Annotated in this window: 20 protein-coding genes and 1 pseudogene; 8 read left to right on the plus strand and 13 right to left on the minus strand. The window is 66.8% G+C overall.

Annotated features, from left to right (window positions below):
- Window positions 1–57: 57 nt before the first annotated feature.
- Entirely contained in the window at window positions 58–810 is a 753-nt protein-coding gene (locus ACIRG9_RS30705) for a hypothetical protein (RefSeq protein ID WP_402863734.1), read from the minus strand.
- A gap of 192 nt (window positions 811–1,002) precedes the next feature.
- Window positions 1,003–1,377 (minus strand): biotin/lipoyl-containing protein, encoded by a 375-nt coding sequence (locus ACIRG9_RS30710; RefSeq protein ID WP_402863825.1) that lies wholly within the window; start codon window positions 1,375–1,377, stop codon window positions 1,003–1,005.
- Window positions 1,378–1,795: 418 nt separating this feature from the next.
- Between ACIRG9_RS30710 and ACIRG9_RS30715 the strand changes: the two genes are divergently transcribed.
- From ACIRG9_RS30715 to ACIRG9_RS30730, 4 genes are all read left to right on the plus strand, one after another.
- A complete protein-coding gene (locus tag ACIRG9_RS30715) occupies window positions 1,796–2,074 on the plus strand; it encodes a hypothetical protein (protein WP_402863737.1) in 279 nt (92 codons plus the stop codon).
- 1,441 nt (window positions 2,075–3,515) lie between these two features.
- Entirely contained in the window at window positions 3,516–4,199 is a 684-nt protein-coding gene (locus ACIRG9_RS30720) for a transposase (RefSeq protein WP_402863740.1), read from the plus strand.
- Between the two features lie 381 nt (window positions 4,200–4,580).
- Complete coding sequence (locus tag ACIRG9_RS30725) at window positions 4,581–4,820, plus strand: CPCC family cysteine-rich protein (protein WP_402863743.1); 240 nt, start codon at window positions 4,581–4,583, stop codon at window positions 4,818–4,820.
- Window positions 4,821–5,175: 355 nt separating this feature from the next.
- Window positions 5,176–5,385 carry a hypothetical protein gene (locus ACIRG9_RS30730; protein ID WP_402863746.1) on the plus strand — a complete coding sequence of 70 codons (210 nt, stop codon included), beginning with the start codon at window positions 5,176–5,178 and terminating at the stop codon, window positions 5,383–5,385.
- Window positions 5,386–6,189: 804 nt separating this feature from the next.
- Here ACIRG9_RS30730 and ACIRG9_RS30735 read toward each other — a convergent pair.
- From ACIRG9_RS30735 to ACIRG9_RS30775, 9 genes and pseudogenes are all read right to left on the minus strand, one after another.
- A complete protein-coding gene (locus tag ACIRG9_RS30735) occupies window positions 6,190–6,315 on the minus strand; it encodes a hypothetical protein (protein ID WP_402863749.1) in 126 nt (41 codons plus the stop codon).
- Window positions 6,316–6,691: 376 nt separating this feature from the next.
- Window positions 6,692–7,000, minus strand: a pseudogene (locus ACIRG9_RS30740) (ATP-dependent DNA ligase); the annotation flags it as partial.
- 442 nt (window positions 7,001–7,442) lie between these two features.
- On the minus strand, window positions 7,443–8,207 hold the full coding sequence (locus ACIRG9_RS30745; RefSeq protein ID WP_402863752.1) for an SDR family NAD(P)-dependent oxidoreductase: 765 nt from the start codon (window positions 8,205–8,207) through the stop codon (window positions 7,443–7,445).
- A gap of 31 nt (window positions 8,208–8,238) precedes the next feature.
- Window positions 8,239–8,679, minus strand: a complete 441-nt coding sequence (locus tag ACIRG9_RS30750) for a MarR family winged helix-turn-helix transcriptional regulator (protein WP_402863755.1) — start codon at window positions 8,677–8,679, stop codon at window positions 8,239–8,241.
- On the minus strand, window positions 8,676–9,245 hold the full coding sequence (locus tag ACIRG9_RS30755) for an NADPH-dependent FMN reductase (RefSeq protein WP_402863758.1): 570 nt from the start codon (window positions 9,243–9,245) through the stop codon (window positions 8,676–8,678). The genes ACIRG9_RS30750 and ACIRG9_RS30755 overlap by 4 nt, the downstream gene beginning before the upstream one ends.
- 396 nt (window positions 9,246–9,641) lie before the next feature.
- Window positions 9,642–10,043 carry a DUF6262 family protein gene (locus tag ACIRG9_RS30760; RefSeq protein ID WP_402863761.1) on the minus strand — a complete coding sequence of 134 codons (402 nt, stop codon included), beginning with the start codon at window positions 10,041–10,043 and terminating at the stop codon, window positions 9,642–9,644.
- On the minus strand, window positions 10,033–10,920 hold the full coding sequence (locus ACIRG9_RS30765) for a tyrosine-type recombinase/integrase (protein WP_402863764.1): 888 nt from the start codon (window positions 10,918–10,920) through the stop codon (window positions 10,033–10,035). The genes ACIRG9_RS30760 and ACIRG9_RS30765 overlap by 11 nt, the downstream gene beginning before the upstream one ends.
- 8 nt (window positions 10,921–10,928) lie before the next feature.
- Window positions 10,929–11,117, minus strand: a complete 189-nt coding sequence (locus ACIRG9_RS30770; protein ID WP_402863767.1) for a hypothetical protein — start codon at window positions 11,115–11,117, stop codon at window positions 10,929–10,931.
- Between the two features lie 144 nt (window positions 11,118–11,261).
- The gene (locus ACIRG9_RS30775; RefSeq protein WP_402863770.1) at window positions 11,262–11,549 is read right to left on the minus strand and encodes a hypothetical protein; all 288 of its coding nucleotides are present in this window, start codon (window positions 11,547–11,549) and stop codon (window positions 11,262–11,264) included.
- Between the two features lie 253 nt (window positions 11,550–11,802).
- On the opposite strand from ACIRG9_RS30775, the gene ACIRG9_RS30780 reads away from it, so the two are divergent.
- Window positions 11,803–12,468, plus strand: a complete 666-nt coding sequence (locus tag ACIRG9_RS30780) for a hypothetical protein (protein ID WP_402863773.1) — start codon at window positions 11,803–11,805, stop codon at window positions 12,466–12,468.
- Window positions 12,469–12,669: 201 nt separating this feature from the next.
- Entirely contained in the window at window positions 12,670–13,080 is a 411-nt protein-coding gene (locus tag ACIRG9_RS30785) for a hypothetical protein (protein WP_402863776.1), read from the plus strand.
- Window positions 13,081–13,520: 440 nt separating this feature from the next.
- Here ACIRG9_RS30785 and ACIRG9_RS30790 read toward each other — a convergent pair whose 3' ends face one another.
- Window positions 13,521–14,852, minus strand: coding sequence for a hypothetical protein (locus ACIRG9_RS30790; protein WP_402863779.1), 1,332 nt, complete (start codon window positions 14,850–14,852; stop codon window positions 13,521–13,523).
- A 303-nt stretch (window positions 14,853–15,155) separates the two neighbouring features.
- Entirely contained in the window at window positions 15,156–16,544 is a 1,389-nt protein-coding gene (locus ACIRG9_RS30795) for an IS1380 family transposase (RefSeq protein ID WP_402863782.1), read from the minus strand.
- Window positions 16,545–16,715: 171 nt separating this feature from the next.
- Between ACIRG9_RS30795 and ACIRG9_RS30800 the strand changes: the two genes are divergently transcribed.
- A complete protein-coding gene (locus ACIRG9_RS30800) occupies window positions 16,716–17,309 on the plus strand; it encodes a DUF6891 domain-containing protein (RefSeq protein ID WP_402863828.1) in 594 nt (197 codons plus the stop codon).
- 501 nt (window positions 17,310–17,810) lie between these two features.
- Entirely contained in the window at window positions 17,811–18,701 is an 891-nt protein-coding gene (locus ACIRG9_RS30805) for an AraC family transcriptional regulator N-terminal domain-containing protein (protein WP_402863785.1), read from the plus strand.
- Window positions 18,702–18,841 lie beyond the last annotated feature (140 nt).

Raw genomic sequence — 18,841 nt, forward strand, 5'->3', positions numbered from 1 at the left:
TCTCTTCGTACCGGACCTGATCTGGCGCGTCTCACGCCTTCCCGGCATCCCAGGCGGCTACTGACTGCTACCACCCGCTTGCACGGAATGGCTCACTGTATCCGGCACCCTGAAGCGTTTGCCGCACACGGGACAGCCGCTTTCGCCGAACAGGTAGGACACCCGCGCTGCGACCTCCATCTGGCGCGCCTTGATCGCTAGCCGGCGTAAGCGGGTGCCCAAGTCATCGAGTGGCTTCACCACTACGGGGTCGGCAAGGACGCCGACGCGGTTGATGTGGTCTAGTGCCATCCCGGTTGGTGTGACGTTTGAGTCGATCGCGATGAACAGTCTTTTGTCGCAGCCGGGGCACGAGGTGACAAAGTGGCTAGCGTCCTCACCAAGGCAGCTGGCGAAGCCGCTCCATTCCCCTCCCCGCTCGAACGTTAACAGCGCGGCCAGAAGCCACACGAAATCCTGCTGCTCAATGCGAGGTGCAGGTGATTCCAGTCTCTCATCAGTCAGTTTCGCAAGCAGACTGATGGTTTGTGCGTGCGTTTTCCGAATTGGGTCATCGGACTGGAACTCGTCCAGGATCGCTCCAGCCAGGAGGAGCGGCTGATCCCGAAAGCTGGGCGGCCTGGCAGCGGCTAGCTCGGCAAGATACGGAAGCGCTGCAAGACTGGCCGAGTAGAGAGAGCCCTGATGGCAGAGACTCGCCCACAGCCTCTGCCACGCCTGGTGTTCGTGCGGCCCGGTTGTTGCGGCGAAGAGCTCGGGAAGATCGTCGGCCGGGCCGTAGGCGTGCTCAAGGCGGGACCAGTCTGCCATGCCCTTATCAGATCAAACACGGCCGAGATGAGCTAACACGGCCGCGCACAGCGGTAGCAGACAGGGGACAGAGCGTCGTGCCCGATGCATGCCCGACGCAGGGGCCAACACCGGCCTACAACGGCGTCTCGCTACCCGTAGCGTGAACGCTCCGTGCTCACTTGGCGGCCAGCGTGCTACTCACAGTGCAGATCAACCCGATTCCCAAGCTGAGGGTGGGTCGTCGGCTAGATGTGGCAGCACGGCTGATGGACTCACGGCGAGTAGCGGAAATCCAACCGGAACGTCATCGCCATCGCGAACGAATACAGCCGCGACAGTTCCGGCGGTGGTCGCTGGGATCTCGGTGTCGACCTTGTCGGTTGACACTTCCGCTGCCACGTCACCGACCTGTACCGGGTCGCCCAGGCGCTTCATGAGCCGGACAATAGTCGCGTTTGTGACACCCTTGCCTAATAGCGGCATCTCGACTGCCATTGTGCCGTCGGGCAAGCTTGGCCAAGGCCGTGTATCGACAGCAGCTCGTGCAAGGTGACGCCTACGAGCGCCAATGGCCGAGGCGATCATGACTGCGAGGCCGACCAGTGGCGCACCGATGTTCCATAACGCGTGCAGCAACCTCACGCCGCTCCTTGAATGGGGGGACGCCAAGTCAAGCACAGGATCCAGCCGGTGGCTGTCGACAGCTATGGCGACAGCAACCGGCCTAGACGAGGACGCCCGCTGGCGGACGAGTGCAGACGATCGCCCCAGGTCACACACGCGGACGGACGCCGCCGGATGACCTGCACAGAGCTTACAAACGAGGGGTCAAGATCCTGCCTGCGGCCAGCTGGCGTCCATGGGATCTACTCAGCGACGAATACGCCGACGCCGGGCAGCGTCTCGGTCATTCCCTTGATCTGCAGCACCTGCATGGCCCGGTCGATCACTGGCTCCACACGACCGCAATCCGGGTCTGACCGACGCCGAGGCAGCCGAGGCGGTGGCCGACGTCTACGACGCTGTACATGCACTGCTGGATCGGGACGGAGCGCTCGCCGCCGACGCCTTGGACGGCGAATCCGGTGGCATCGGTGGACCGTTGCCTGGCATACGGGTCAGCGACAGGCCGGATGGGCTGTCGCCCGCCGGCTGGCTGCAACAAGTCATGCTCGACGATCCGCAGCCGCTGCAGGACTACGGCTGCTTCCTTCCCGCGGATCCCTTTTCGGTGCCCCATGCCCTGGACGGTCCGCGGATGCCAGGGGCCGCCGATGACTGAACGAGCACAGCGGCATGTGCGCGCTCATGCCGCGTTTGGCGCCCGCCCGCGCGGTGAACTCGGCCGGAGTCCGCTCCGGGGTGTTGTCCGGGTTGCCACCTCGTGCGGATGGCCCGGAAGGTCGCTGGACTGGTTCGGTGGACGATCATGACACGCTTTCAACGTGCGGGAGAGTGAGTTCTGGACGCTGACCGAGCAGCCGCGCGCCGACGTGGGTGACCGCTGCGGGTTCCGTCAGGCTTCGCGATCGGTGCGGCCCTGGCCGACCGGCTGGCCCGGATGCCGCCGTGAAGGGATAGATGGATTGGTTTTCAGCCTGTTGGGTCGTCGATGCGGAGGCATCTCCCTTGATGAGGCGCTCGAAATCGGCCAGCGACACTGCATCGAGAGCGGGTATGAATGGACCCAGCCAGTAGCGGTGAGGAAGGATTTCCGTCACTACCACTTGCGTACTAATGCCAGTTATCGAGGTGGCAATCTTTGGCTTCGTGTCGATAGAGCTAGTGGAAAAGTGACATATTTGTCCTTTGCGCGTCGGTAAGCCTGGCGCGGGAGCGTTGATCGGCTGGATCCGTCGCCACTCTGCCGGATCCAGCCATGCGCTTCGCCGCCTGCCGTAATGGCCGTCTGGGCAGCCGGGCGTGCCGTGAGTTGATCAGGTGGAGGGGCTGACGGTGGATCGAGGTGACTGCCTGTCGCCTTACGCCGACTGGCCGTGTCGGACCGTGCGCCTACGTGCCGGTGGAACCGTTACGATCGGGCCCTGAGCTACTGGAATGTGGTTCGGATTCTGCCAAGAATGGGGTCCACCAAGTTCATTTAGGCATATGCATGCCTCGTCATCGGGGCCGTTGACTTGCCCAAATGTGGTAGCTCCATGGCTTGGTCCGAATTGACCGTGAGGTTCGGTGCGAACCAGCGGTGCCAGTATGCGGGCTCCGACGCCTGCCGGATTGCGGCCCCGACCTGGGGTTTAGCACGTGGCTCTGCACCATCCTTCAGCGCTTCTTGAACCTCATGTCCACGCCGAACCCCCGCCGCGTGGCGTGGCCATCGGTATGCACGTTACGAGCGCGCGCGGCAATGAGAGAGAACTGCTTGCGGCAGAAGGCTGCACGCGATGCTTGATGGGCGGCCTCGCGGCGGCGGTGTCAGCGACCTCGATGGTCTGGAAGCCGTCCGGCGCTGGGTGTGCTCGGCACTGTCGTGATCGCGTGACCATGGCGCGGCAGCTGAAGGACTACCTCGACTGGGTAACGCACCTGATGATGGAGATGTTGAGTGAGCCCCTGGGATTGTCACTGCCTACGGCGGATTCGATGTCCGGAGCTTGCTCGGCCACCTGACCGACACACCAGCCGCACCTTTCGGCCAGCCAGCCGCATCACGCCAGTCGGCCCGCTCCCGCGACCACGTCCTATCGGTGAACGGGTTACCGCGCGTGGTCGTGCACAGCGGCACCGCGTCGATCCGGGCACGGGCCTTACGCCAGCCCGCCGGGGTGGAGGAGGCGCTGGGCCGGCAGGTCTCAGCCCTGCTGACCCAGTACAACGCGACGGCCGCCAGCGCGCAGACCCTGTGGGACCACCTCGAGCCCATGCTCGCAGACCATCCGCACACGCCGATCTACCGCTCGTTTCCCGGCCTGGGACCGCTGCTGGCCGCGCGGCTGCTCGGTGAACTCGGCGACGACCCGCAGCGGTTCCCGACCGCCCGTAGCCTGCGCGCGTTTTGCGCCGCGACACCGATCACCTGGGCAAGCGGCACCTCCTATCGGGCCAGCCACCGCCGCAAGGCAAACCCGATCCTGGCCGAGAGCGGCCACTTGTGGGCGTTCTCGGCGCTGACCCGTTCCCCTGGGGCGCGAGCCCTCTATGACCGCCGCCGTGACGCGGGCGACCGTCACGCGGCGGCGCTGCGACGGATCTACGCCCACCTGCTCGGAAGCCTGCATCACTGCCTGCGCCACGGGATCCACTACGACGAGAGCCGCGCCTTCCCACAGCCGCAACCGCAACCCGACCCAGGCGGTGACCAGCCCGGTCAGGTGGACGCTGGGACATGCCCAGGATCACCCCGGGCCGTGAGCCCTCGCGCGGGCAACGGCACCCCGGCGTCCTCCTGACCGCCCAGGCCCGCCCCGTAGCCGCAGCACGGCGGGCCGCTCAGACGGGGGCCGGGACACGCCCAGGATCACCCCGGGCCATGGGCCCTCACGTGGGATACGGCATCCCGGCCCCGCGCAGCGACAGCACCAGAGGCGCAGCCGCCCACACCTCGACCCTTACTAGGGAGGACTTGCCATGCCCGTTGCTGCGCGCCGAGTACGCCGGCCTGGCGCACCGCGCCCATCTCGGCGCCGATGCCGCCCACACGCTGATCGCGGCGGGGTGTGAGCCCTTGCCCTGGTGGCAACATCTGCGTTGGCGCCAGTGGCGACCGGCCCGATTGGGGGCACCCGTTCAGCCCATGCTGAGGCGTGGGCCGTCGTGGGAGGCTTGCCGGTGTGAGTCCGCACGCCATCGGTCGGTGTCCCTGCTGCGGCTACCGGACCGGCTGCACCACCTGCCCGGTGTGTTTCTGGACCGACGACGGACAACGAGGTGCGGACGCCGGCACGGCCGCCAGCGGTCCCAACGGGGACATCAGTCTGAGCGACGCCCAGCTGAACTTCGCCATCTACGGAGCGAGCCATCCACGGTACGTGGACGTGGTACGCACGCCCCGCACCGACGAGCTGCCGTAGCTGCCCTACCGAGCCCGCCCCGACGCCGGATTCACCTGTGGTCGCCCAGAAGCTGTGCCCGTCGGCCACGATCGCCCAGGCGATGTCGGGATGGGTGGGGGCGTTTTCGCCGACCAAGAGAACCTGGCAGTGACGTGGTGTTCGCGCAGGACGGGCGAGGACCAGCAGGATGTAACGCGGGTCGGGCCCGTCGTGGAGTGTGGGCGCCACGCTGGAGGTCCGGGGGATCACTGCGACGCCGACTATCCGGCATTCCGTGGCTCCCAGTTACGGGGGGCGGCCAGCGGTGCGGAGACGGCGGCATCAACGGATGGGCAGGCTCTCGACGGGGCCCGCAGCGGTGCAGAATTGCGGTATGAGCCTCACTTTGGTTGAGATCGATCGTCCTGTGGGCGAGCGGGCTTGGTTCCCGTTCACGTACGAGGAAGCAGGTCTCGGATTCAGCGACCAATGGTGGTACCGCGGCCCCGTCTATTCCCATTCCACGAGCACCTTTCTGCGATTCCTGGAGAACCACAACGAGGTCGCGCGGGTCCGTCTGGACGACGAGGTCGGAAATCGATGAGTACGCCGATGTTCCGCCACTTGGAGCCATCGCACTCGAAATCCAGTTAATTGAGGTGCGCATCGATCGCCGTGGCCGCGGCGTCGGCCGTGCTGTCATCGACCTCCTCCGCAACCGGTATCCAGATCGTCGGCTCGTGGCCTTCTCCGAGGGTGCCGACCGCTTCTGGTCGTCATCTCTCGGTTGGCGTCGGCACCTTCACGCCGATCCCGAACAGGCGTCGCGCCGCCGACCACTCTTCATCCAGCCGTAGCCGTAACGCACCGCCAGCCGCCGACGAGGCTCCCGGGACCTACCGGGCCTCATCGGCTCCTGATGAACCTGGAGGGGAAGTGCCGCTACCTCTGCTGGGCGCGCTATCGGGTGGAGGCGGGTACGGCATACAGGCGACGCCGGCTTGCAGGGGCGACGGGATCCGCTGCGGTGGCGATTCCTGTGGGTCTCGCTGAATCCGGGCGCAAGCTGTGCCGCTCGTTTACTTCGACGACTGTGGACCCGGTGTCCATACGTACACCCACGGCGGGCCCCTGCCAGCGATTGATTCCAATCCGTATACGCCGTTGACGTCCGCGTCGAGCAACTCGCCGCCGTATTCGATCCACAACCAGGTCTGATCGATCGTTTCGGGCGGCGTGCCGTCGTCGTCGACCGGTACCAGGAGGGATCGGCCGTCCACCGGTCCTCCCACGCACGGAACGTCGCTCTTCGACCACACGCTCTGATCCTCGACTGCGACGCGGCGGCGTTGGGCGCATTCCACCGATCGGCCCCTCCTCCCATGTGCCCTAGATCCCTGCAGCGTGGCTATTCCAGGTCGTCGAAGTAGCCCTGTTCCTCGCCGAGTAGCAGCGGCACGTCGTAGACGGACATGTCCGGCTTGGTGCGGGCTAGGCGGACGCGGTGCCTCCACCGTTGGTGTTCGAACGCCACGTCCGCGTCGATCTCGACGACTACGGTGGGGTCTACCTGTAGGTATCGCAGTGGGTCGGGCCGGTCGAACTGGCCGGACCAGGATGCGGGCAGCGGCTGCGGCCACGGGTGGACTACGGCGCCGCGTGGTGGCGCAGGACGCAGGGGGAGACAGCAGCGCCGCGAGTTCCAGGCGCTGACTTTCGGTCAGCGGATGGGTGCGTCCGGTGTACCGTAGCCGCTGCCGCCGGTCGAACCGTCCGAGCAGCACCGTGTCCGGGTTGCGGATACTGCCGGTCACTCCGCCGACGATCGCCTCGGTGACGATCCGGGTCCGGAACTTCCACCAGCCGCGCCTGCCCGGCTCGTACCTGGACCCGAGCCGCTTGGACACCACACCCTCGATGCCCGCCTCGGTAGTCCAGTGCAGCAGCCAGTCCGCCACCTGCCGCATGTCAGCCGTCTGCGGAGTCACGGTGAGCTGCGCCGGCGCACCGTCGAGGAGCCGTTCCAACCGGCTCCGGCGCTGCGACAGCGGCTGCTGGAGCAGCACCTGCCCGCCAGCGTCGGCGAGCAGGTCGAACAGCACGTAGTGGGCGGGGTGTTCGTGTGTCAGGCGCAGCAGGTTGCGGCCGGCGGTGACCCGGCGTTGCAGGAGCGCGAAGTTGGTGCGGCCGCGTTCCCAGACGATAAGCTCACCGTTTATCTTGGGTCAGCTAATCGGCTAGTGGGTTCTTCCCGCGATGTTGCATCGTGGACATGTCCATGACGGCGCCTGTCAATCTACTCAAGCAGCTGCGGCCGAAGTTCCCGCTCCCATGTGAGCACCGAGCAGCTGCCAGAGGCGTCAGCAGGTAGCGGTGGTCCGACCCGGTGTTGGGGCGTCAAGGAGCGGCCGGCGGCGGGTGGGGCAGCGGGTGGGCGCCTTCTGGGCGTAGGCCGTCGAAGATGATGGCAAGGTATCGCTGCCACAAGTCGGGCGAGGCGTCCGGCACGCAAGCGGAGCGCCCCCAGGGATGATCCTGGGGGCGCTTGGCGGCCTGTGCTGGTTGACCTCAAGTGAGGCCAGCTTTACTGATTGATTACGTTTGTGGTCTCAGTGGAGTTGGCTTTGTTTGGGTGGTGAGGGGTCTCAAATCCGGTGGTGGTCAGCCTGGGCTGAGGAAGTGGCCGTCGGTGCGGATGGCTTCGCCGGTGGTGTTGGTGTTGGCTGCGGAGCAGAGGAAGACGATCATGCGGGCGACGTCGTCGGGGTGGGTGACCTGCCGGGTTGCGGCGGCTTCTCGGGCTTTGTCGATGAGTTGCGGTGGCATCTGCTTGTCGGCGGGGGTGAAGCCGGGCATGACGACGTTGGTGAGGATGCCGGCGGCGGCCAGTTCCCGGGACATGACACGGGTGAGACCGTGCAGCCCTGCCTTCGCGGCGACGTAGGACACGTTGCCGGGGAAGCCATCTTCGACCAGGCCGGTGGAGACGTTGACGATGCGGCCCCAACCGCGTTCACGCATGTCACCGACGACCGCGCGGGCCAGGAGGTAGGGGCCGACGAGGTTGGCGTTGACCGATGAGATGACGCGTTGGGGCGGCGCGGTCTCGAACAGTTCGCCTGGGTCCGGCCAGGACGGCCACTGCACGGCATTGTTGACCAGGACGTCGACCGGGCCGAGTTCGCGCCGGGCGTTTTCGACCGCCGCCTGTAGCGAGTCGGGTTGGCCAAGGTCGAGTGGCCAGGCCATCGCGTGCGCGCCGCGCTGTTGAGCCATCGCGACGGTTTCGTTGGCCGCTTCCCGGTTGGTGTGGTAGCCGACGGCGATCTGTGCTTCCTCGTCGGCGAAGGCCAGCGCGGTGGCCTTGCCAATGGCTGAGCTGGCGCCGGTTACCAGTACGACCTTGCCGGCCAGACCGAGTTCCATGGTTCTCCCGTGGTTGATGAGCTTGCGCTGTTCAGGTGAGGTTGTCGTGGATCTTTTGCAACAGGCGGGTGAGCTGTTCGGTCTCGGACTGGGTGAGTCCGTTCGTGGCTGCGGCTTCGGCATCCGCCCAGGCGGCGAGGATGGCCTCGACCACGGCTTGGCCCTGTTCGGTGAGCCGTAGCCGGATCACCCGGCGGTCATGCGGGTCGGGAGTGCGTTTGACGAATCCGGTGCGCTCCATGCGGGTGGTCGCCTTGGCAATGGTTGGTTGTTCCATGCCGATGCGCCCGACCAGTTCCGCCTGGGTGGTGCCCGGATGCTGATGAATGTCGATGATGAGGAGTTCCTGGCCCAAGTGCAGACCCAGTTGTGTCATCCGGTGCTGCATCTCGTTGCGGTGTGCTCTGGTGGCCAGGGCAAGCGCGTAGCCGACGGGACCCGTGGCCGCGGCGATCTCGCGGCCAGCGGTCATGTCGAGGCCAGCTGGTGGGTGTCGCTAACTCGGCTCAGCACCCGCTGCCACAGTTCGGAGATCTGACGCAGAGGGTCCTCGCCGACGAGAGTGCCGTTGTTGTCGAGGTAGCTATGCGCGGAGCCGATTGCCACGTTGAGATCGGTGATGACCTCGGCGCCAGCACGATGCAGGAACTCGGCCAGTTGCAGCTGGGCGAAGACGCCACCGAACCTCTGCGGCGATGCGCTCATCAGTGCCACCGGCTTGCCGACCAGCGGCCGAGGCGGTGCCAGGATTGACAGCCAGTCGACCACGTCTTTCAGGCCGCCCGGGATGCTGCGGTTCAGTTCAGGTGTCACCAACAGCAGAACGTCAGCGGCCGAAACGCGTTCGCGCAGCGCGCTGACGGTCGCCGGGAACGGTTGCCCGCGAGTCGCGTCAACGCGGGGAAGGTGGGCGTAGTCGTCCCACACCTCCACCTTGAACGGGTCACCAGCCAGATCCTGCGCGGCCCGCAGGAGCGCCCGGTTGAGGGACTCCTCCCGGGTGCTCCCGCAGATCGCCAAGACGTCGATTTGCTCCATAGCCGGCAATGTTATAGCCGGCTATGGAAATTTCCAAACGGCGCAGCCAGTGAGGCCCCCGAGGCTCCCCGGCGAAGCGAGATCCACTGAGGCTGGCCACCCCCTGTGGCCAGGACGACTGAAGAGGCGGTCAACTCGACCGAGAACCGGCACTCGACCTCACCGGCCGCATCGCCGATCTCCGCAGCCGTCGACTCCTGCACTTCAAGCAGGATCGACGTAGCCAGCATCGTCGCGATCAAGGCCCTCACCGGCATGTACTGGACGTCGTCAACGGGTGGGCGGTGGCATGCCGGTTGGCCCAGGCAGGCACACCGTCGCCGTGATCAGGTGAAACTGGTCGAACAGTCCCACCCGAGCCGACGCAGTGCTGGGTGCGTAAGTGAAACGTGCTCATCACGTTTGTGTGGTTCGTCCGACACGGCTGTCGCGCAATGCCCCGTGCGCAGCGGCAAGCTGCTCTCGAAGTTCGGCGACTTGCCGGGTGAGTTCCTGGTTGCGGCGGTGCGCCGCCTCAAGGCGGCGGACCAGGCTGGACTCGCTGGTGCGTTGGCGGGTGGGGATGGCGACGCTGGTGGAGCGGTTGTTGGTATCGCGTAGCCGTTCCACTGCTTCTCGGATGTCAGGCTGGCTGTATAGCCAGGCCCGGCTGACCTTCGCCGCCGCAGCGACCTTGGCGTAGGTGACGGGCTCGCCGGTGGCTTCGAACTGGCGCAGTGCCGTGCGGGCCCGGGCGAGGGTTTGCTCGTGTCGCCGGCGCGCCGCCGAAATGAGCGTATCTGTTGCGTCAGCTGGCATCGCGATTCACGGTGCCCATGGCGATTGCCTGCTTGATCTGCGCGATGCGCGTGTCGAGTTGCTCGAGTACGAGCCGGTTCTGGTCGGCTAGCTTGGTCTGCCCTCGGGCCTCGAGTTGGGCGATGAGCGTCAGCGTGCGGTGGCGGTGCGCCTCGTGCGCAGGCAGGTCTTCACTGGTGGTGATGAAGACGGGGCAGGTCAGGCACTTGTTGGAGTGGTCGCAGGTCTGCTGGCGCGGAAGTCCGCAGTGTCCGTTCGGTAGGGCGGTGCGTGACCGGTTCGCCCACGCGACGTCCGCCGGTAGTAGATGCTGCAGGTCGTCGTCGTTGTCGCGGGCGGCGTCCCATTCGGCGCGGATGGTGGTGTCCAGCAGTCGGGCGTAGTGGGACGCCATCTCGAGGCTGGCGTGGTCGAGCAGCTGTTTGACGACTTCGAGGCGGACGCCGCGGTTGACCAGGGTGGTGGCGAACGTGTGCCGCCACTGGTGCGCCGTGATGTGGGCGGGACGCCCGGCTTCGTCGGTGATGCCGCACTGCGCGACCCACGCCTGCAGCTGCAGGTTGTAGGTGCTGCGTCGGAACGGGAGAAGTCCGTGGGGGTTCAGCATGTTCGCGGGCACCAGTCGCAACCCGTCAACGGGCAGGGCCCGGGGAGCTGGCTTACTGAGGTATGCCGCTGTCTCCGCCGGGTACTGCTCGCGCACCCTGGCCTGTTGTTCACGGATCTTGTCGAGCGTCGCCGCGCTGATGGGGACGTAGGCTTCGCGGCGCATCTTGTGGTTCCAGTACCGGACGTACGGGTTGTCGTCACGGTCGCGGACGATCGGGTCGTAGCCGAGCGCGCAGGCGTCACCGACGCGCAGCCCGGTGGCCAGCATCAGCTCCGTCAGGAATCGGCCGTCGGGTTGGGGCAGCGGGGCAGGTGCGCGCGGACCTGGGTCATGATGTGGGCGTTGAGGCCGCGGGCGCGCAGCGGGATCGTTCGCGGGTAGTCCGAGGCGTAGATGACGGCGTTTCGGGGCAGCTCGGGCGCCCAGTCCTCGTGGTCCTGCAACGCCCGGAGGAAGACCGCCAACGCACTGATGCTGTCGCGGATGGTGGCGCTGCTGCCGAGCTGCCGTTGCTGGTGCAGCCAGGCGATGTGCTGCTCCAGTACTGGGCGTTTGAGCTGGCGGATCGAGTAGCGCGCTTGCCCGGTCGCGGTCAGGAAGGCCGAGAGTCAGCGCAGCGCCAGCAGATCGGCCGACACGGTGTTGATCGACTTTTCCTCGACGGTCAGCCGCCAGTGCAGCCACCGCTTCGCGCAGTCGACGAGCCAGCGCTGCTGGATGTCGGTGAAGTTGAGTTGCCGTGACGCGGCGGCGGGGATGTAGCCGAGGCGGCGCAACTGCCAGACGTCACGGGGATACTCCCGCTCCCAGCCCGCGCCCTCGATGAGGTCGGTGAGCTGCTCGACGGCGAAGCTGAGAAACGCGGCGGCGTTCTTGAACTGGTTCGGGTCGTTCAAGTAGCTCCGGAAGATGCTTGAAAACACGGAACCAACATCGAGCCCGTCGCCACGCCGGGACCGGTGGCAGACCTCCTCGCCAGCCAGCCAGCACGAGATGATCAAGACGACGTGTTATTCATCTGCAAGCCCTAAGCCGGGCCCCGCCCGGACCGCCGGGCGGCGGAAGCGGGCCACTCCGGCTACGCAGGCCACCCCGACCGGTAAGGCCACCCCGGCCAGAAAGGTCATTCCGGAGGCAGTCGTTCGCACCATGATCGTGGCCGTTTCCGACGAGCTGGCCGCAGCACTTGGCAGCACCCGCAACCTCGAACGCCACCTCGGCGTGGCGGGCGCCGGCTGCCCGCGGTACTGGGCCATCCCGGCCCTGCGGGTGTGGCAGCGTCGCCAGCTCATCGACCTACGTCCGGCCAAGACCGGACCGCGGCACTGCGCCGGAGGACCAATCCGGCTGCTCGACCTGGCCGGCATGCGCCACGCAGCTTTCGTCGGCGCCACCGTGCGTCACCAGCAGTGGAACCACGCCACTGCGGGCACGAAGCCGGCCACCGTGTGGGCGAGCTTCCTGCAGCGACACCTGTCCGATCCGTCGGACTATCCGATGGACGTCGCGACCGCCGAGTTCCACCGGCAGCCGCGTGTGCAGGCGATGCGGATGCACAACGCCGCCACCCACGGCCCGGGTCAGCTCGACCTGGGTGACCTGGAGAAATTCCAGGCCGGCGGCGCCGCCTACGCCAACTACCACGCCCTCTGGGCGCTGTGCACCGACGCCTTCCTCGCCGAGGCCGGCGACCGGATGCAGCCGGCAAGCATGTTCTTCGCTGACCGCATCACCTACCTGGAAAGAGTAGCCCGATACCTGGAGTCGCTCGACGACTCGCAGCGGCTGTTCGCCATCGACCTGCACCACCCGTAAGCAGGCACGGGCCGTTACGGCAGCGCCCCGCACCCAAAGGACTAGCCGCAGGCCCGACCGGGAGCACACCACACCCTCGCACCCAAAGGGACCCGTACTGCCACCCGTCGCACCCCGGATCCATGGCTGGTCACGCCGCCTCGCGCGGCGGACCAGCCATGGGGTCCTTCTCTCACCCGCATCCCAACCGGAAGGAGCACCATGTCCCGCTTCCTGTACTTCGACCTGCCGGCTGTCGCCGCGCAGGCGCGGCACGCCGTCCACGCCGACCGGAACGTGCCTACCCGTGCCGGCGAGACGCGATCGGATGCGCCGGCGCTGCGGCTCTACCGCTACGGCGGCAAGCCCCGGCTGGCCGGAAACGGCCTCCACTGCACCTACGAGATGCTGCCGCCGTCGGTCGCTGCGGACAACAGCATGACCATTCCCGCCGACCGGCTGCCGCACAAAGACGACGCGCCCGCCCTGCCGCTGCTCGGCGGTGCCAGGCCGCCGCTGATGGACCTGCTCACCCAAGGCCTCCTCGATGGTGCGCAGTGGGTGATGGTCGACCCCCACACCCTCGCCGTCGGCGTCGGCCGGCGCCGCATCCGGCACCGTGCTCCCCGCTGACCCCATCGCCACATTCGCGGTGGGTTCGCCTGCCGCTCTCGCGTAGCCGAACCCACCAGGGGCGCGCACGCGCCGAACGGTGAACCTGCCCCCACCTGCGGCGACGCCCACCCTGCGGAGACCGCAGGCCGGCGGGGGCCACCAGCAGAGTCCGCCCACGCCGCATACAGCGCTGTTGCCCGGCAACGCGCCAGCCGGCGATACACAACTGGGCGATGTCCCCTAGGAACCGCCCGGCCATCAATGCCCTTGCATCCCATCCGGGCAGATGCGCCCCGAAGCCTTCAGACATCCGGGCCCTGGCTCAGCGCCGCTCCCAGCAGCCGAACAGCCAACCTGCCGGGCGGCCCCGGGCCGGGGCGCCTCATCCGAAGCCTGGCCGGCAACAGGCCGCTCTTTCCCTCTTTCACCCCATCTCCATCGACCAGGAGGTGGAGCCGTCAGCGTTTGGCTGGGCGCGGCTCGCCGCTGCCACGATGGACCGGCCGGAGGACGGCGAAGCCGCCAACTTCGACCTCAACGGTCCCGGCAACAACGCCGTCCGCATCTGCCGGAAACGTCAAGGTCGCGGTGATCTCGCATCCGCTTTCTCCCGCTGGCAGTGACCAGACAGGGCGATCCTCGTCTCGAGGCCTCGCGACCCCGTGCGATGGATCGGCCACGGCGCCGGCCGTCGAGAGACCTGCAGCGCCCCCGAAGGACATCGGCCTGTCGTCGCGAGCAACCACCGGGGTGCGGGCCGCTACAACAATTCGCCATGGCAGTGGAGGGTCGATACCCACACTGGCCTTCAAACGTACGTCAACGACGTGCGAGGGCTTCTGGTGAGTTGGGGGAACCTGCCTGCCGGACCACAGGATGCCAGGGTAGAAAGCACTGCCGAAAGGGGCAGGCCTGACCGGCAGAATCTCGAACTCCTCCCACGTGACGGCGAAGGCGCCAACGCGGACTGGGCCAACACCACCGTGCTCCACAACCCACCGCACCCCGCGAAGATTGCTGGCTGCGGTGGTGTCTGCCACCAAACGCCCTGCACGCTCCGATAGCGGCGCGGCCTCGCCATACCAGAGGATCTTCCGAACGGGAAGCGGCGGTGGTTCGCCTACAGCCTGGCCTAGGACACCTGACTCCGCAAGCAAGCCCTCGACCACCGAAGCAGCCTCCACGATGCCGCTGCAGATCGTCTCTCGCTGTTCCACCAGCTCCTGCCACTCCGGGAGCTGGCGCCTGAACTCACTGGCACGCAGATGCCGAAGCATCTCGAACGGCGGGCTGGGAGCGCGATCGAACGCAGCCTGCACTTCGAGCGCCGCCATAGTAACCGCACCGTTGAGCTGCAGCCAGGCAGTCCTGGCCACATCCGCTCTACCAAGCGCCAGACCACACAGGACTAGGTACCGTTCAACGGCCGCCCGTTGCAGCGATGACGACGCAGCGCCGCTTGCCTGGCGAAAGTGACCACGCGCCGCAAGCAGGTCATCTTGTCGTGCGCCGGGGTCAGTGCTACCGCCAGCGTCGACCAGGCAACGCAGACCCGCTCCAACCGCCGACGTGTACCGCTGATCCAGGATCTGATCCAGCCGCTCTTCTATCCCACTCAGGCGCTGTTCGATCGCAGCGATCTGGCCACTTAGCCGATCCTGGCCCGCTGACAACGCATCGAACAGCTCGACAGCCAGACCACCTAAATCCGGCCGGCCGGTTAGCCCTGCCACCACCTGCTGGATGCCATAGCGCCCAGCCAACAGGACAACCGCCGTCAAAGGCTCCATCCCACCCATGAAACCATACGGCGTCGGTCAGGCCGTCGATGTGCACGTCGTGGGCGATCCAGTCGGTCGCGGCCAGCTTCGACGAGGGCTTGAGCGCCCGGTTCGCGGTCAACGCGAACAGGATCCGCTCCACTCGGGCGGCGTCGACCCGCTTATCGGCCAGAGCAGCACGGATCGCGGTGTCGACACCTGCGATGACCTTGGCGCTACCCTTCGTACCTGGCTGACCTCCGGGTATGGGCCGAGCGGTGGATGGGGATCTTGGCCTGTGTTCGGGCCGCCCGGTTCTGCTGGTGAGTGTGGTCAGCCGGGTGCGGTCTGGACGGCGGTGAACAGGTTGTCGAACGCTGCTTGCCAGGGCCAGTGGTCGGGTAGGTGCAGGTGGATGGTGCGGGCCCGGTGCGCGAGGCGGGCGGCGACGTTGACGAGTCGGGTGCGGATCGTGGCGGGCCGGACGGTGCGGTAGGCGTCTGCGGCCAGGTGTCCAGCGGTGCGGGTGAGGTTGTGGGCGATCGCGGCGCAGGTCAGCCAGGCGTTGTTGGCGGCGAACCGGCCGGAGGGCAGGTGGGCGAGTGGTCCGGCGATCAGGTCGGCGTTGACCTGTTCGATGATCGCGTGCCCGCGGTGCTGGGCTTCGGCCTGCACGAGCGTGAACGGGCTGTCGGTGAACATGGCGTGATACCGGTAGGTCGGTAGCAGTTCGTCTTGGCCGGGGATCTGTGCCGGGTCGTCGCGGCGGATGCGGCGCACGATCAGCCGGGCGGTGACCTGGTGGCGGGTGCCGGCGAACGCGGTGTACGTGGTTTCGGCGATCTGCGCGTCGGAGATCCACCGCCCGGCATCTTCGTCCCAGACGGCCTGCGGGTACTTGATGTCGACCCACTGGTCGTCGGCGATGCTGTCGCATGCAGCGCGGATCTTCACGTCGATGCGGCAGGTGACCGAGAACCGGACGTTGCGGCGCCGGCAGCAGCTGATCACGGTCTTGGCGTAGAACGCCGAGTCGGCTCGCACCACGATCTCCCCGGCCGCACCGCACGATCGGGCGGTCGTGATCGCTTCGGCGATCATGCTGGCCGCGCCGCGGGCCGAGCCGGCGTTACCCGAACGTAGGCGGGTCGCGGCGATCACCGGCGCCGACAGCGGTGTGGACAGGGTGGCGAGCAGGGGGTTATAGCCGCGCAGGTAGACGTTGTAGCCGCCGACCTTGGTGTGGCCGAACCCGATGCCCTGCTTCTGCTTGCCGTAGACACGGCGCAGCATCGAGTCGACGTCCACAAAGGTCAGCACGTCGGCGCCGTCGAGGATCGGGGCCCGGCCGGCCAGGCCGATCAGGGTGTCACGGGCGGCGGCCTGCAGTTGCCGTACGTGTCCGTGGGTGAACGTGCGCAGGAACGACCCGAGCGTCGACGGCGCGTACACGGCGGTGAACAGCGACCGCATGCCACCGTGTCGGGCGATGTCGAGGTCGTCGATGCTGTCCGCGCCGGCGAGCATCCCGGCCACGATCGTGGCGACCTTCCCGCCAGGGTTGGCGCCCTTGTCCGTCGGCAGCCGCACCCGGTCGGTGACCGCGTCGTGCAGGCCGGCCTGCTCGGCCAGGCGCATCACCGGAACCAGACCGGCACACGACACCAGATTCGGATCATCGAACGAGGCACGCACCACCGGCGCGTCATGCCGTAATCTCACCTGCGAGGTGCCCTCTCGAGCGAAGCGATAGAAGCGTCAGACCTCCTATTCTTCCAGCTCAGAGGGCACTTTCTATATCCCGGGTCCCGCCGACCCGACATTCATCGGTGGATTGAGGCTGAGGGCGTCAGGTTTCTGGCCGAGCGGATTGCCGAGCCGGGCCGTGGGGAAATTGAGGACGAAATCTGGGACTGGGTCGTGCGGGGCGAGGACGACGCCGACGAGTTCGTGGACTTCTTTGACGAGGACGAGCAGCGCCACGGCGCCACCGACGAGGAGCTCAGGGCGGCGTACGAAAAGGCATTGGCTGCTCGGCGGGAGCAGCAGCGTGAGTGGGGTGAGGTGCGGAGCAACCTCACCCGCGCCTTTGACGAACTCAACGAAGTCGGCGTGTTGGCCAGGGAGAACTTCAGCTGCTGTGGCACCTGCACGGCCGCTGAGATCCACGACGAGCGGGACGACTCCCGGCACTGGCACGGGTACCTCTGGTACCACCAGCAGGACACGGAGTCGCTGCTCGCGAGCGAGGACGGCGAGGTCTACCTCGGCTACGGCGCCTATCCGCCAGCGGACTTCGACGAGGTCGCCTATGCCGCCCTACCAGAGGCCGAACAGCAGGCCCGCTATCAGGCCGACCTGGAACGGCTACTGGACGAGATCGCCTTTCCAGTGCTCCGCAAGTACGGCATGCGGGTGGAGTGGAACCGCGAGCAGTCCAGGCGGATCCGCGTGACCGGCGCCCAGTGGTATGCGCCGTTGATCTGAGATCCACCCTTTCTGGTTCTGGCGGTGGACGTCGATCGAACATCACGACAACGCGTCGACGATCGGGGAGCTGCGGCAGCGGTTCGATTGACGCCCGGCCTCCACCGACATCACGCAACCCGGGCGACCCGCGAGGCCACTGGCCATCTACGGGCCAACCTACAACGGCAGGGCCTGACGCCCGTTGCCGAGGTCGCGGCACTGCTTCTGCACGTGCCAGGGCGAGCGCCACGACGATCGGCACAACCGGCACCCGCCGCCACCGTGCCCGCGTCTCGAGCAGGGCGGCCCGCACCGTGTGTCTCCATCTGCTGTTCGGCGCTGGCATGGCATCGTTCGCAGCCGATGGGACGGCGTGGGGGTTGGGATCATATGGATGCCCGGCGCCGGCCGATGGCACCGCTGACCAGGGCATCGTTGCTCATCCTCGCACTGCTCAACGCATCCGATCCATGATCAACTGGCTTTTCTTTCACTCCGGGTCAGTGGGACAATCGGCTCATGTCCCTTGACGAGGTACGCGACCTGATCGCCCGGCACGTCAGGCCCGATCTTCGTGCGGCCATAGATGGGGTACTGATCTTCAAAGCCGACAAGCCGTTTCCCCCCAAGCCAACAACATATGGGAAAGTCTTCGCATTCGTCGCCCAAGGGGCGAAGCGTTTCGGGCTCGGCGACCAGATCTACGAATACCGGGCAGGTCAGTACCTCGTCGTCTCGGTGGATCTGCCGGTCACGGCGCACTTCAGCGCCGCGAGCCCCGACAAGCCAGGGCTGGGCGTGGGGTTGACGCTCGATCCCATTGCTATCGCTGACCTGCTGCTGCAAGCACCAGCCGACCTCCTGTGCGACAGCGACGAGGGCGCGCCGTCCGGGCTAGCCATCAGCACGGCCTCCGCCGACATGCTCGACGCGGTGTTACGGCTGTTGCGGCTGCTCGACACCCCACGCGACATTTCCGTGCTGGCGCCGATGATCAAGCGCGAGATTCTCTGGCGGCTGATTACCAGCGAACAGGGCCCGATAATCCGGCAGCTCGGGCAACCTGACGGCACTTTGAGCCACATCACTCGCGCTGTCCGCTGGATGCGCGATAACTACCGCGAGCCGTTCCGGGTAGAGATGGCGGCACAGCAGGCGGGAATGAGCGTCTCGGCTTTCCACCGCAATTTTCAGGCGCTCACCTCGCTGAGCCCGATCCAATATCAGAAGCAGATCCGGCTTCATCAGGCACGGCTCCTGCTCGCCTGCGACGCCACGGACATCGCGGGAATCAGCCGCCTTGTGGGTTACGACAGCCCGTCGCAGTTCAGCCGCGAGTATCGGCGCCAATTCGGTGCGCCGCCGAGACTCGACGCGATCCGCCTGCGACAGCCCGCGCCAGCTCACTGATCAACCGCCCCGAACCCTGCTGGGGCGGTTCATCGCGGCACCGCCTGCCACCGTGCGGGGAACCCGGGAGGATTAGGCAAGAATGCGAGAGGAATGTCGCTTCCACTCGCATGCTTGATCGTGTTGTCTGAGGAGCAGGC

Origin of the sequence: Micromonospora sp. NPDC093277, assembly GCF_044765245.1 — a bacterium.
In the GTDB taxonomy this organism is placed as follows: domain Bacteria; phylum Actinomycetota; class Actinomycetes; order Mycobacteriales; family Micromonosporaceae; genus Micromonospora.